This is a genomic window from Rhizobacter sp. P3_C12, assembly GCF_056402735.1.
Genome location: NZ_JBFUGW010000174.1, coordinates 1 through 13,508, shown reverse-complemented (window position 1 = coordinate 13,508; position 13,508 = coordinate 1). Strand labels below are relative to the sequence as shown.

The following is a 13,508-nucleotide window of genomic DNA, read 5'->3' as shown; positions in this document are numbered from 1 at the left end:
GGCAGATCCTGCGCATGACCACGACGCTGCCGACCCGGGGTGAGCCCGAGCCATGGGCATTCCATCCGCCCGTCATCGTCGGACGCGAACAGCAGCAGCTGGACATGAATCGCTCCTGGGGTCGGCAACACGACATCGTGGTCTGCGGCGAAGGCGGCACCGGCAAGACCCGCCTGGTGCGCGAATTCCTCCGTGGCCGCTCGGCCTTGCTGGTGTCCCTGCGGCCCAGCGATCTTCAACTGCCCTACGCCGCGCTCGCGCGGATCCTGCGCGCGCTCCCTGCCGGACTCGTCGCGTCGCTTGCCGAACCGGTGCGACAGGAACTGGCTCTCGTCGTGGCCGAATGGGATTCGGCGCCGGCAGCCGTGGCGGACACGTCCTCCGTCGATGAATGGCGCCTGTGCCAAGCCGTGATGCCGTGCATCGCACACCTCGTCGCCGGCGGCGTCACCGCGCTGGCGGTCGAAGACCTCCACCATGCCGACGCCCGTTCGCTGCAGGTGCTGATCCGGTTGCTGGATCATGCGGCTCCGAATGGAATGCGCATGCTGTTCAGCGCGCGACCCGATGGCCCGTCCGCGCTGTTGTCCGCGCTGCTTCGCCAGGTGGTCGCGGAGCACCGGGCGGACCTGGTGCGCACGCCCCCGCTGGATGGCCCCGGTGTGCTGGCAATGCTGGAAGGACTGCCGCTGCCGTGGCTGCAGCCATCGGTGCACGCGCCGGCGCTGTACGCCCTGAGCGGCGGCAATCCGAGGCTCGTGCTCGAGATCCTGCGCGAATCGGCGCGATCGCCCCACCCGGGGCAGTTCCACGGCATGACCTGCGGGCTGAAGCCGCTGCTGCAGGCGCGTGTCGAACGCTGCTCGGTGCTCGCCCGCGGCTTGCTGTACCTCGCACTCGTCGCAGACGCCGCGTTCTGCGTGGCTTTGGCGGCAGACCTGATGAAGCTGCCTGCACCGCTCCTGGCGGACCCGTGGCGCGAACTCGAACGCGTGGGACTGTTCAACCGCCATGGCATCTCGCACGACCTGGCCACCCGGGCGCTGGGCGACAGCGTGCCCGACGCCGTCCGCGCCGACATGCACCGTCAGGTGGTTGCGTGGCTGAAACGGCGGACGTGAGGACGTTCCACCATCGAGGTGGGTCGCTGGTGCAGCGTCATCAGGGGGCCACCGCCAGGCGACGCACGAGGCCCGGCAACCAGCGGGTGGCGCGGTAGAGGAACTGCCCCTTCGGCGTGGGCACCACCATGAAGCGCTTGCGGGCGATGGCATCGAGGAGGACGCGTGCCACGTAGTCTGCCGTCACCGGCGCGATCCACGCTTCGGCCTCGCGCACCGCGGCCGGCTTGGTCTTGTTCTCGGTGTCGAATCCCGGCGTGAGGGTGGCCGGAGGGCAAAGCACGCAGACCTCGACGCCGTGCCTGCGGTACTCGGAGTAGATCGATTCGCAATAGCCGACCACGGCGAACTTGGTCGCGGCATAGGCCGCCCAACCAAACGTGCCCACGAAACCAAGGATCGAGGACGTATGGATCAGATGGCCGCTCCCCCGCGCGCGGAAGAGCGGCAGGAACGCATGGCTGAGGTGCACCGTGCCCATGAAGTTCAGGTCCATCATCGAGCGATAGTCCTCCAGGGGCAGCTCTTCGAGATAGGCGGCGACCGCCCGCCCCGCGCAATTGATGACGTGCGTGGGCGTGCCGACCCGGGCGGTCAGGTCATCGCGCAGGGCCAGAACGCTGTCGTGGCGGGAGACGTCGACGACAAGCGCCTCGATGGTGGCGCGGCAGCCGGACATGCCGACCAGTTCGGCACGCGCCTGCTCCAGCGTCGCGACGTGCCGCGCGGCGATGATGATCCGGCAGTCGAGCACGCACAGCAGCCGCGCGATGGCCAGGCCGATGCCTTGCGACCCCCCGACGATCAGGATCGTGTCTGAATCACGGATTCGACTCATCGAAATCTCCTTGGTGCAATGCCTGCAGGTACTCAGATGATCTGCAGCGCCTTGGCGTGATGCGCCAGACGCTCCAGGGCATGGTCCATCTGCTTCAGTTCGAGTCCGCTGGTCACGCTCAGCCTGATGCGGGACTGCTTCTCGGGCACCCCCGGGAACACGACCGGGGTGACGACGATGCCGTCGTCATAGAGGCAGCTGCAAAGCGCCTTGACTTTGAGATCGTCGCGGACCATGACTGGGAAGATGGCCGAGGCGCTGGCTCCGATGTCGAAGCCCAGGGCACGCAATCCGCGCCCGAAGTACTCGACGTTTCGCCACAGGCGCTCGCGGATCGAGGGCTCGTCGTCGAGGATGCGAAGGGCCTCCAGGACAGATGCCGCGACGGACGGCAGCACGGATGCCGAGAACACATAGTGCCGGCTGGCCATCTGCAGGTAGCGGATCAGCCGGCTCGATCCCGCCACGAAGCCGCCGACGCTGCCCAGGCTCTTGCTGAAGGTGCCGGCGACGATGTCGACCCCTCCGAGAATGCCGAAGTGTTCCGCCGTACCCCGCCCTCGAGCGCCGAACACACCGGTGGAATGGGCTTCGTCGAGCATGAGCATCGCGTCATGGCGGCGTGCAAGCTTGACGATGTCCGCCAGCGGCGCCAGGTCGCCGTCCATCGAATACACGCCCTCCACGACGACCAGCCGATTGGCGTATTGGCTTCGCGAGCGAACCAGGATGCGTTCGAGCGCGTCGAGGTCGTTGTGCTCGAAGATCCGCATCGGTGCGCCGCGGCAACCTTCCATGACACTGCTGTGCACGCAGCTGTCCACGATGGCGAGGTCGTTGCGTCGCAGCAGCGCCGACAGGACGCCGCAGTTCATGCCGAAGCCGGAGCTGTACAGCAGCGCGGCTTCGCAGTTCGTGAAGTCGGCGAGTTCGCGCTCCAGCCTTTCGTGCAGATCGGTGTTGCCGATGGCGGCCGGCGACGCGCTGGTTCCGGCGCCGTAGCGCTGGGTCGCGGCGATGCTGGCCGCGATGGTCGCCGGATGCCGGGACAGGTCCAGGTAGTCGTTCGATGCCAGGTTGATCACCTCGACGACGCGCCCACTGTCGCGGTCCRGCAACCTGGCAAGCCCCGGCGAGCCACTGGTTCTCACTCGCCGGTAGTGGTAGTGCCTGCGGTGCATCAGGTCGTCGACATACGCCGACAACTGCTCGAAGCGCTCGGCGAATGCCAAGGTGTCCTGTTGCGAAGCGACAAGGAACTCGTACAGGCTCGAATGCCGCGAGTCGATCGGGCTCGGGGCCCTCGTGCGACGGTCGTGCCCGTCGTGCGTCRTCGTCGCCACTCGGCTGCTGCAGTTCTCGGATTGATCCAACACGTGAAGTTCCTTTCAGGCGGCGACCGGGTGGGGATGCAGTGGGCCCTGCTGCTGGGTGGACAGGTCGCTGCGGGCGACCACGTCGAGGCGGCCGCCGACGTGGGCTGCGCGCGCGGCACTGCGCTGGAGCTTTCCACTGGTGGTTCGGGGAAGGCTGCCGTGGCTGACCAGCACCACGACGGCGGGGCGGACGCCGTGCCGCTGTGCGACCTCCGCCATGATCGCGTCGAGCACAGGCTGGGGATCGCTGCGCCACGTCCGTTTGATCTCCTGCACGATCAGCAGCGACTCGCGTCCGTTCTCTTCCAACGGCAGCGCGACGCCGGCATGCCGTCCGATCGCCGGATGGCAGGTCTCGACCGTCGCCTCGATGTCCTGGGGGTGATGGTTGACGCCGCAGATGACGATCAATTCCTTCAGGCGCCCGACGATCGTCAGCCCGCCGTCTCGAACGAAGCCGAGATCGCCGGTGCGCAGGAATCCTGCGCCGGCACCGCCGGCAATCCGCGCGTCGAAAACACGCCCGGTATCCGCCGGCAGGCCCCAATAGCCGTGCGCAACGCTGCTGCCGCGGACCCAGACCTCGCCCACCCGGTCCTCGGGACACGGCCGCAGGGTGTTCGTGTCCACGATGACCACGTCGAGTCCGGCCAGCACCTGCCCGCAACTCACCAGCAGTTGCGCCGGCTCTGCGGCCTGCGGGGCGGCGACCCGGCCCTGCCCGAGTGCACCCGTTGCCACATTGACGAAGCGTGCCGACCCACCTTCAGGCCCGCCCGACACCATCAAGGTCGCCTCGGCGAGCCCATAGCACGGGAAGAACGAACGGCTGCGAAAACCGCACACCTCGAAACGCGACGCGAATCGCTGCAGCGTGTCGGCGCACACGGTTTCGGCGCCGCAGAAGGCCACCTCGAGACTGCTCAGATCGAGGTCGGTCAGTTGCTCCTGAAGCACCTTCTCGAGGCACAGCTCGTACGCGAAGTTCGGCGCTCCGGTGACTGTGGCCCGGTGCTGCGTCAGTGCTTGCAGCCACAGCAGCGGATCGGCCACGAATGCGCCGGCCGGCATGAGTGTCATCGGGCAGCCATTGAAGAGCGGGCCGATCACGCCTGTCATCAGGCCCATGTCGTGGTGCAGGGGCAACCAGCTGACACCCACCGTGCGCTCGCTCAACCCCATCGCCCGGCTGATCATCGCTGCGTTCTGCAGGAAGTTGCCGTGGGTGACGCACACGCCCTTGGGCGTCGAGGTGGATCCGGAGGTGTACTGGAGAACGGCCAGCGAGTCACTGAAGGCCGGCGCATCGATGCAGCCGCCGGATGTGCGGGCTTCGAGCTCGTCCGGCGTTGTCAACTGCAGCGCGGCAAAGGCTTCGTTCGTTGCCTGCAGTTGCACGAATCGCTTCAGCATGGTGCCGGGCACGATGGCCATCCTGGCAGCGGCGTTGCGCACAATCGATTCGGAGCGCGCGAGCGCGCGCGACAAGTGAGGCGGACTCAAAGGGACCGCGACGGCACCGGCCAGGAGTATCCCGAAGAACGAGATGACGAAATCCACGCTCGTGCCGACGTACAGCAGGATGCGTTCGCCGCGCAGGCCGGCCGCCTGCAGCGAAGCCGCAACCCGCTGCGCACGCTCGTGGAGTTCGCCGTAGGTGATCGGCGGATCGCCGGCGGCACCGCGAGCGAGGAATCGATAGGCCACCCGATCACCGCACTCGAGCGCTCGCGCTGCAAGCAGCTGGGTCAGGGATTCTGCGAATGCACTGCGCACTGGCATCTTGGACTCCATGAATCGATGTCGGTCTCAAGTTCACTTGACGCGTACGACGTCCGTCGCCACGCCCAGCGCGGCGAGCAGCCTGATGGCGGCATAGCCGATGTCGATCTCGTACCAGTGCCGGCCGAAATTGGCCGCCCCGGCATTCGCGTGGTGGCTGTTGTGCCAGGACTCGCCCAGTGACAGCACGCTCAGCCACCAGACGTTCCTGCTGGCGTCATCCGTTTCGTGGCTGCGCCCTCCGAAGGCGTGACAAACGGAGTTGATCGCGTAGACCACCTGCAGGACCGCAAATTGCCGAAAGAACCCGGCGTACATCACGGCACTCGCGGCGGCCGCCGGCGACCCGGTCAGCAGTGCCGCGATGACGCCGGGCAACAGGATCGAGGCAACATGGACACGCAGGTAGTGCTTCYCCATCCGCACCAGGGCTGCATCCCTCAGCAGATCGGCCGCCAGTACGCCGGGGTTGGCCTTCCTGTTCATCAACATCCAGCCGACATGGGCGTGCAGGAACGATCGCGCGCTGATGCTGCCGGTCTCGTCGAGGGGGCTGTGGGGATCGGAGTCGGTATCGGTTCGGGCGTGGTGCAGGCGATGATGTGCCACCCAATACACCACCGGCCCCTGCCCCGCGGTGTAGCCCAGCACCGCCAGCAGCGCGCGCCAGAACGGGCCCACTGCGAAGCTGCGGTGTGCGAAGAGGCGGTGATAGCCGACGGTGATGCCCAATCCGCTGGCGAGGTAGAAGACGACGAAGAGCCCTGCATCCAGGCCGGACACGCCCCACACGAAGGCGTACGGAACGGCAGCAAGGCCCATGACCGTGGACACCAGCACGGCTGCGGCGATCGCCAGCCGCTCCTTCCTGTGTGCCTCTGGCCGCAAGGTGACATAGAGATCGCGATGGGGCTCAACGATCGGCATCGGTTGCTCCTGCGTCGTGAAGTGGATGGCGTGGACGCCCGATTCAGTCGAGACAGGCCGGCGCGGTCACGGCGACAGTCTTGGCTGCCGTCAGGTCGAAAAGGTATCGGGCGAGACTTTCGACCGTGGCGTGGTCGTACAGGATCGTCAGGTCCAGCATCAAGTCGAGGGATTCCTCGATGTGGCCGACGAACGCGGTGGCCTCGATGGACGAGAGGCCCAGGTGCTTCAACGAATGCTGCGGGCCGATGGCCCGCGCCTCGCAGCCTGCTTGCCTGGCCAGGGCCTGAATGACGCAGTCCTGCACGTCATGCAGCGAGAAACTCTTGTTCTTCATGGCGACTCCTCGTGGTTGAGATCCGGCAGGCTGGCGCTGCGGGTGTCGGAACGATATGCCGCGAGCCGTGTCCGGAGGTCTCGTCGAGGTCACATTTGGGTTCATTCCACGTGCCGTCCGACTATTCGCGACACAGCGCTTCGATGAGCGCGCACCAGTCGCSGAGGCTGAGAGCAGCCCAGGACGCAGGGATGCCACTCGATCCCCGGCCGCTGTCGGGATGGGTGGAGACGGCGCGATTCGACGTCACCGCGTTCAGCAGATGCTTCCCGAGATCCGTGAGCGTCGCATCGCCGCCCCGCGCGCGTGTTCCCGCAAGCTCCAGATGACGCTGGAGCATCTCGATCAGGCTCGACCTGCCGGCGCCGGCGTCACCGGTCCTCGGGCGCGGCCAAGACTCTGCACGCAAGCAGACGTCCACGTCCGCCACGAAGCGATACCCGCGCTGGTTGACGGTCTGGATGAAGCGGCACTGCTTCGCATCATCTGCCAGGGCCGCGCGCAGTCTCGCCACGGCGCCCTTGAGCACGGACGGGCTGACGAATCGATGTGCCCAGACGGCGTCGAGAATCTCATCGTGTGCGACCAACCGTCCCGCGTGCGTCACCAGGTACGACAGCAACGCGAAGTTCTTCGCCGGCAAGGGAACGCGTTCCTGATCGCGCCACAGCGTGGCGTCGAGCGGATCCAGTCGGAAGGGCGGAAAGACGTACTGGCACTGCTGCAACATCGATTGGCCTCCTTCGCGCAACGTCGTCGCGTAACGCGGCCCGATGCTATGAAGTCGTTGCGGCACGCGCTTCCCATGAACATGGGAAATGGTGCCCAGGCTGCTCTTGCGAGACCGCAAGGGCGTCTGCAGGCTCCCGCGACCTCAGGGGCGGGCAGGTGTCGAAGCCGCCTGCGCTTGGGGCGGCACCGGCAACAGGATCTCGACGCGTGTGCCGTGGGCTCCCGTCACGACGCTCAGCGTGGCCGAGAGMGCCGCGGCGCGCTCCCGCATCGAGCGAAGTCCGTTGCCTTCGTGGCCGGACAKGCCGAGGCCATCGTCGCAGAGGCTCACCTCGATACCCGTGGCCACGCCGCGCGCGGCCAAGGTCACTGTCGTGGCCTGAGAGTGCTGCATCACATTGGAAAGCGCTTCGAACAACAGAAACTGCAGGTGGCGCATCGCGTCGTGGGTTCCTGTCGGCCACAGCGGCAGTTGCCTCACATCCCAGTGCAGCTCGATCCCGGAAGCCTCGATGCGCGCCTGCAGCCGGTAGCGCAGGCTGGCCAGCAAGGCATTGACATCGCCCACCGGCAAGTTGATGGCGTCGATGGACAATTTCAGCTGGCTCATGGACTCGCGCAGCGACTCCAGGACCTGGCTGGCGGAGATGCGTCCGCCTTCGAGCTGGCGCATGGCACTTGTCAGGAGCGAGCCCACGCCGTCGTGCATGTCGCGCAAGATGCGCGCACGTTCGGCAGCCACCGCCAGCGTGCGGTCGCTGCGCGCCAGTTGGTCCAGGGATTCATGCAACTGGGCCTCGCGTTCGTGCACGAGTGCGGTCAGGTCTCCGTTCAACGCCTCGACCGCGCGGTGTGCGCGGCTGTGTTCGCCAGCGATCATCCAGCCCAGTGCCGACACCAGCACGGGCGCGACGTAAGGCAGCGCATGGACGTGCCCGAACGGCAACTGCCCTGTGACGACCATCAGGTCGTGTATTCCGGCCAGCCAGGTTGCCGCCACCACCGGCACGAGCACGAGGCCGTCGCGCTGCGGGTGCGTCGCCAGACTGCGCAGCATCAGCACCAGCGCCCAGCCGCCGGTGCCCAGCACGGGCACCAGCAAAACCGCGTGGACAGGGTTCACGCCCTGGCCATGCGCAGGCGCGATGGCCACGACAAGTGCACCGAGCAGCGAGAACGCCAGTGCGCCTGCTTCGAGGCTTGGGATGCGCCGCCCGGCAAGGCGCAGGCAGAACAGGTTGATCAGCATCATGGACCACAGCCGCATGACGACGATCAACCACTGCCAGACTGCGTCCGGCATGGGCGGGTCCTGCATCGTCATGTCGACATTGCTGAGACCCCAAAGAATGGTGCCACCCGCGAAGTAGCCGTAGTGCATCAATTCGCGTTTGCGCAGCCACACGAACAGGAAGAACAAGCCCAGGGCCACCACGAACGCATTGGCGGCACTGACCAGCGTGTTCTGCCAGAACGCCCGTTCGCCATGTCGCTGTGCCATGGCGTCGACCGTCCCGATCAGCATGGGCGCCAGGCCACCGCGGTGCTCGGCGGCCGCCCGCACGCGGACGTGAACCACGTTGTCGCCGGCGACCCAGGCGCGGTCGGGAATCGGAAACAACAAGGGCGTATTCCAGTGCCGCGTGAGCCCCTCGTCCATGCGTCCGGAGCGCCCCGCCAGGACACCGTTGACCCAGAGGTCGGCATTCATGCTGACGCGTGGCAGCAGCAAGGCCCATGGCCCGTCTGGCGGGCCCGCCAGACGCACGTTGAAGCGATACCAGGCCGTGCCTTCCAGGGCCGGGCGCGACTGCGCCCAGGCATCGGGCAGGCTGCTGACGACCCAGGGCGCCGCACCGCCGGGTGGGGTGCGCGAGGCGCTGACCAGCGTGTCGACCCGCGTGACCTGCACGGGCGACATGCCGCCGCTCAGCGCAAGGACCGGCGCCAGACCAGGTCCCGTGGCCGTACTGCGGCCCGCAGGCCCCGTCGAGTCCGCCGTACCGCACAAAGGGAATGCCAAAGCCACCAGGCACCGAAGGACCCAAGGGCGCAGCATGGGCTCAGTCCCGTGACTTCAGGCTGCTCAGCAAGCCCATGCGACTGGCCTCGAACACGGCCTCGCTACGCGAATGGACGGCCAGTTTGCCGTAGAGATTCTTGATGTGCGTCTGCACCGTGTGCATCGTCACACCTTTCAGCTGCGCGATCTCGGCGTACGACAGGCCTCGGGCGATCAACTCCAGAACCTCGGCCTCGCGCGGAGAAAGCAGGTCGGCATTCAGCGCACCAGGCGCCTGGGGGGCACGCGGCGCGACGGTCTGGCGCAGGCGATCCAGCACCTTGCGCGCGATCATCGGCGAAATCGGCGAGGCGCCGCCCTTGACGTCCAGGATGGTCTGCGCCACATCGGCCGGCGTGGCATCCTTGTGTATGTAGCCCACGGCGCCGGCCTCGACACAGGAGAGCACCGTGTCCTCGTCGCCGAACACCGACACCACGATCACTTCGCAAGCCGGCTGCGTCGTTGCCAGATGACGCAACAGATCGATGCCGTTTCCGTCCGGCAAGCCCAGGTCGGTCAGGAGCACATCGGCGGTGTGCGAGTCGAACCAGTCGCGCGCATGCGCCAGCAATCCGAACGACGCCACCAGTTGCAGCGAGGCGTGGCCGGCGACGCATTCCTCGAAGTAGCCACGAATTTCCGCATCGTCTTCGAGCAGCGCTACCCGCCAACTGAGTGTTGCCATGGCTAGATCTTCGACTGATTCATGGGCGGGAGCTTAAGGCGCGCGCGCACCCTGGCGGCAAACCGGGCCTGCGGGCTCACATGTTCATGGGAGGTTTTTTTTTGCGGCGTGACGCACAAGCCTAGACCAGCCGCTCGATCTTCGACTTGCGCCACACCAGCCGGTAGAACGCCGACTGCAGAACGAGCATCGAGACGAACGCGATCGGGTACGACCACCAGACGCCTTCGAGGCCGATGCGCTGCGACAGCCCGTAGGCCGCCGGCACCTCGATCGCGACGATGCAGAAGATCGAGATCGACATCGGCACGAGCACGGTGCCCGAGGCGCGCATGACGCCGCTGACGACCGACGCGCAGCCGAACACGACGCTGCTCCACAGCATGATGTGCAGCAGGGTCTGCGCGAGTTCGATGACCGGCTGGCTGGTGATGAACAGCGCCATCAGGTGGCGCGAGAACAGGTAGCCGATGACGACCAGCGTGCCGGTGATCGCGAGGTTGAGCACGATGCCGGTGCGGGTGATGGCCCCGAGCTTGTCGGTGCGGCCGGCACCGATGGCCTGGGCGCCGAGGATCGACGCGGTGATCGCGATCGACAGCGCCGGGAACTGCACGTAGTTGACGACCTGGTTGACGGCACCATAGGCCGCGGTGGCATCGGAGCCGAAGCGGTTGACAAGGGCCAGCAGCGCGATCTCGGCCAGCGAGATGACGACCATCTGGATGCCGGTGGGCATGCCGATCTTCAGCACGAGCTTGAGCAGTTGCGGCTGGATGCGCAGCGAGCGCAGCAGCTCGCGGTCGGGCGACAGCGGGTGCCTGGCGCGCCGCAGGTGCACGAGGAGGTAGAGCAGGGCGGCGATGAACGACACGATGGAGGCGGCCGCGGCGCTGGTGACGCCGAGTTGCGGCAGGCCGCCCCAGCCGCGGATGAAGGCGGGCGTCATCACGCACGAGACGAGGGTCGACAGCAGCAGCGCGTAGAGCGGCGTGACGGTGTCGCCGACGCCGCGCAGCAGCTGCGTGATCAGGATGAACACCATCAGCCCGGGCATCGCGAGCATCATGAGCCGCGCATAGCCGATGGCATCGTCGACCACGTCGGCGGGGGTGCCGAGGGCATGCAGCAGGTGTTCGGTGAACATGCCGCCGAACAGCGCAATGACGAGGCCGACGCCGAAGCCGAGCGTGATGGCGGTGCCGGCAATGGCCTTGACCTTGTGCGTCTCCTTCGCACCCCAGGCCTGGCCGATCAGCACCGAGCCGCCAGCGCCGATGCCGATCACCAGCGTGATGAAGAAGAACACGATCGGGAAGACGGCGGCTGTCGCTGCGAGCGCTCGGGTGCCGAGCATCTGGCCGACGAACACGGCGTTGAAGGTGCCCGACAGGCCTTGCAGCACGTTGCCGACGATCATCGGGCCGAGGAAGGCGAGGAAGATGCGCCACAGGGGGCGCGTGTCTGTGGCGATCGATGGGCGGTTCATTTGGGGCGGGATGATGCCATGCGCTTGTTCGTGCTGCACGCGCGYGGTTCGGCGAGGCGGATGCGGCCGGGGCTCATGCCGGAGCGCTCCGCGCCCCAGCCGCATCCGCCCCTCCGAACCGCGCGAGCCGAGAGTGTTCGTGCCCTCCCGTCCGGGCTGAGCCCTCACCGTTCGGACTGAGCTTGTCGAAGGCCCGCATGCTTCGGCTGCGACCCTTCGACACGGGCCCTCGACAAGCTCGGTCCCTGCTCAGGGCGAACGGGGTAGGCGATCAAGCCGGCAAGCTCAGAGCAGCCACAAGCCCGCCATCCGGATGATTGCGCAGCCGCACATCCCCGCCGTGCTCACGCGCAATCCGACGCGCAATCGACAACCCGAGCCCCGACCCGTCGGCATGCAGGGCACGCCCGTGCTCCAGCCGCACGTAGGGCTCGAAGATCTCCTCGAGCGAATCCTCCGGCAGCCCCGGCCCGTGATCCCGCACCAGCACCGAGCACTTGCCGTCGCCCAGCTCGGCGCCGACCTCGATCTCGCGCCCGTAGCGCAGGCCGTTGTCGATCAGGTTGCCCAACGCACGCTTCAGCGCCAGCGGCCGGCCCGTCACCGCGATCGGCGGCAGCGACACCGCGATCTTCGCGCCCGAAGCCAGCGCTGCCGATGTCAGCCGCTCCACCAGCCGGTCCAGCCGCACCTCGGCCAGGTTCTCGTGCACGTCGCTGTCCTTCACGCTCTGCAACGCGCCCTTGACCATCATGTCCAGCTCGTCCAGGTCCTCGTGGAAATCGGCCCGCACCGCGTCGTCGTCCAGCAGCTCGGTGCGCAGCTTCAAGCGCATGATCGGCGTCTTCAGGTCGTGCGAGATGCTGCCGAACAGCCGCTCCCGGTCCTCCACGAAACGCTGGATGCGCGCCTGCATCTCGTTGAAGGMGCGCGCCGTGCGCTGCAGCTCCACCGTGCCGGTCTCCGGCACCTGGTTCGGGTGCATCGCGTTGCCGAACTCGCTGGCCGCCTGCGCCAGCCGCGACAGCGGCCGCGTCAGGCTGCGCGCCACCAGCAGCACCAGAACCAGCACCGTCATCAGCGTCGCCCCCTGCAGCAGCAGCCGGTCGCTGCTCAGCGGGTTCGCGTTGTCGAGGAAGTACGGGTCCGGCAAGGTCGTCGCCAGCAGCAGCCAGCCACCCGGCTCGATCTCGGCCTGGATCACCAGCAGTGGCGCCGGCCGCGGCCGCAGCAGCAGCGAGGCCTCCACCCAGCTCTCCGGCAACTCGCGCAAGCTGCGGCCGTCGTCGGCCACCACCAGCGTGTCCGGCCACGCGAACGCGGCCTCGAACGACGTGGTGTCGCCCACCTGCGCCAGCAGCCGCTCGCGCACGCTGCGCACCACCGTCTCCGACAGCCGCGACGGCGCGAACGCACCGGTCGCCACGCGCGCCCGGTTCACGTTGACGAAGAAGCGCGTGCCGCCCATCGTGCGCAGCTGCTCGATCAGCAACGGCCGGTACTGCGCCGGCAGGTCGCGAAAGAAGCGGATCGCGCCGGCCGCGCTCTGCGCCGTCTGCTGCGCCGCATCGCGCGCATCGCGCAACGCATTCGCGCGCAGCTGCCAGGCCCAGATCGCCGTGCCCAGCAACTGGCTCAGCAGCACGCCGGCCACCATCACCAGCATGATCCGCCCGCGCAGCGTGCGCGGCAGCAAGCGCTGCGACCAGGCGCGCCAATCAATCATGCGAAGCCAGCACCTCGACCGAGAACACGTAGCCGCTGCTGCGCACCGTCTTGATCAGCGCCGGCTGCTTGCCGTCATCGCCCAGCCGCTGGCGCAGCCGGCTCACCTGCACGTCGAGCGAACGGTCGGCCGGGCCGAGGTCGCGGCCGCGCGTCTGCTCCATCAGCCGCGCCCGCTCCATCACCTCGCCGGCATGCTCGGCCAGCAGCCGCAGCAGGTCGAAATCCATCGCGGTCAGCGCCAGCGGCTGGCCGTCCGGCCCGGTCACCGTGCGCTCCAGCCGATCGAGCCGGAAGCCGGCAAAGCGCAGGTAGCGCGCCGCCGCGCCGCCCTCGGTCTGCCCGGCGCGCCGGTGGATCGCCTTGATGCGCGCCAGCAGCTCGCGCGGGTTGTACGGCTTGCCGATGTAGTCGTCGGCACCGAGTTCCAG

12 protein-coding genes are annotated in these 13,508 nt (G+C 67.6%); 1 reads left to right on the top strand and 11 read right to left on the bottom strand.

Annotated elements, in window-relative coordinates:
* On the top strand, positions 1-1,121 hold a 1,121-nt coding region (locus AC1DXV_RS23005), incomplete at its 5' end, for an AAA family ATPase (protein ID WP_477935724.1).
* Between the two features lie 40 nt (positions 1,122-1,161).
* Here the strand turns inward: AC1DXV_RS23005 and AC1DXV_RS23000 are convergent.
* From AC1DXV_RS23000 to AC1DXV_RS22950, 11 genes are all read right to left on the bottom strand, one after another.
* On the bottom strand, positions 1,162-1,959 hold the full coding sequence (locus AC1DXV_RS23000) for an SDR family NAD(P)-dependent oxidoreductase (protein ID WP_477869290.1): 798 nt from the start codon (positions 1,957-1,959) through the stop codon (positions 1,162-1,164).
* A gap of 32 nt (positions 1,960-1,991) precedes the next feature.
* On the bottom strand, positions 1,992-3,191 hold the full coding sequence (locus AC1DXV_RS22995; protein ID WP_477935722.1) for an aminotransferase class I/II-fold pyridoxal phosphate-dependent enzyme: 1,200 nt from the start codon (positions 3,189-3,191) through the stop codon (positions 1,992-1,994).
* 156 nt (positions 3,192-3,347) lie between these two features.
* Entirely contained in the window at positions 3,348-5,129 is a 1,782-nt protein-coding gene (locus tag AC1DXV_RS22990) for a fatty acyl-AMP ligase (protein ID WP_477935720.1), read from the bottom strand.
* A 21-nt stretch (positions 5,130-5,150) separates the two neighbouring features.
* Complete coding sequence (locus tag AC1DXV_RS22985; protein ID WP_477935718.1) at positions 5,151-6,044, bottom strand: acyl-CoA desaturase; 894 nt, start codon at positions 6,042-6,044, stop codon at positions 5,151-5,153.
* A 43-nt stretch (positions 6,045-6,087) separates the two neighbouring features.
* Positions 6,088-6,381: an acyl carrier protein gene (locus AC1DXV_RS22980; RefSeq protein ID WP_477870270.1), complete on the bottom strand. Its 294-nt coding sequence runs from the start codon at positions 6,379-6,381 to the stop codon at positions 6,088-6,090.
* Between the two features lie 121 nt (positions 6,382-6,502).
* Positions 6,503-7,111, bottom strand: coding sequence for a winged helix-turn-helix domain-containing protein (locus AC1DXV_RS22975; protein ID WP_477935716.1), 609 nt, complete (start codon positions 7,109-7,111; stop codon positions 6,503-6,505).
* Positions 7,112-7,255: 144 nt separating this feature from the next.
* Positions 7,256-9,034, bottom strand: coding sequence for a sensor histidine kinase (locus tag AC1DXV_RS22970; RefSeq protein ID WP_477935714.1), 1,779 nt, complete (start codon positions 9,032-9,034; stop codon positions 7,256-7,258).
* A 142-nt stretch (positions 9,035-9,176) separates the two neighbouring features.
* Positions 9,177-9,863: a response regulator gene (locus AC1DXV_RS22965; protein WP_477935712.1), complete on the bottom strand. Its 687-nt coding sequence runs from the start codon at positions 9,861-9,863 to the stop codon at positions 9,177-9,179.
* A 121-nt stretch (positions 9,864-9,984) separates the two neighbouring features.
* On the bottom strand, positions 9,985-11,352 hold the full coding sequence (locus AC1DXV_RS22960; RefSeq protein ID WP_477873674.1) for an MATE family efflux transporter: 1,368 nt from the start codon (positions 11,350-11,352) through the stop codon (positions 9,985-9,987).
* 271 nt (positions 11,353-11,623) lie between these two features.
* A complete protein-coding gene (locus AC1DXV_RS22955) occupies positions 11,624-13,078 on the bottom strand; it encodes an ATP-binding protein (protein WP_477935710.1) in 1,455 nt (484 codons plus the stop codon).
* A partial coding sequence (locus AC1DXV_RS22950) for a winged helix-turn-helix domain-containing protein (protein WP_477935708.1) occupies positions 13,071-13,508 on the bottom strand: 438 nt, incomplete at its 5' end. The genes AC1DXV_RS22955 and AC1DXV_RS22950, both read right to left, overlap by 8 nt.

Bases quoted from the DNA above. Each gene is read 5' to 3' on its own strand.
- AC1DXV_RS22960 (WP_477873674.1), bottom strand. From the start codon at position 11,352: ATGAACCGCCCATCGATCGCCACAGACACGCGCCCCCTGTGGCGCATC.
- AC1DXV_RS22980 (WP_477870270.1), bottom strand. From the start codon at position 6,381: ATGAAGAACAAGAGTTTCTCGCTGCATGACGTGCAGGACTGCGTCATT.
- AC1DXV_RS22965 (WP_477935712.1), bottom strand. From the start codon at position 9,863: ATGGCAACACTCAGTTGGCGGGTAGCGCTGCTCGAAGACGATGCGGAA.
- AC1DXV_RS22990 (WP_477935720.1), bottom strand. From the start codon at position 5,129: ATGGAGTCCAAGATGCCAGTGCGCAGTGCATTCGCAGAATCCCTGACC.
- AC1DXV_RS23000 (WP_477869290.1), bottom strand. From the start codon at position 1,959: ATGAGTCGAATCCGTGATTCAGACACGATCCTGATCGTCGGGGGGTCG.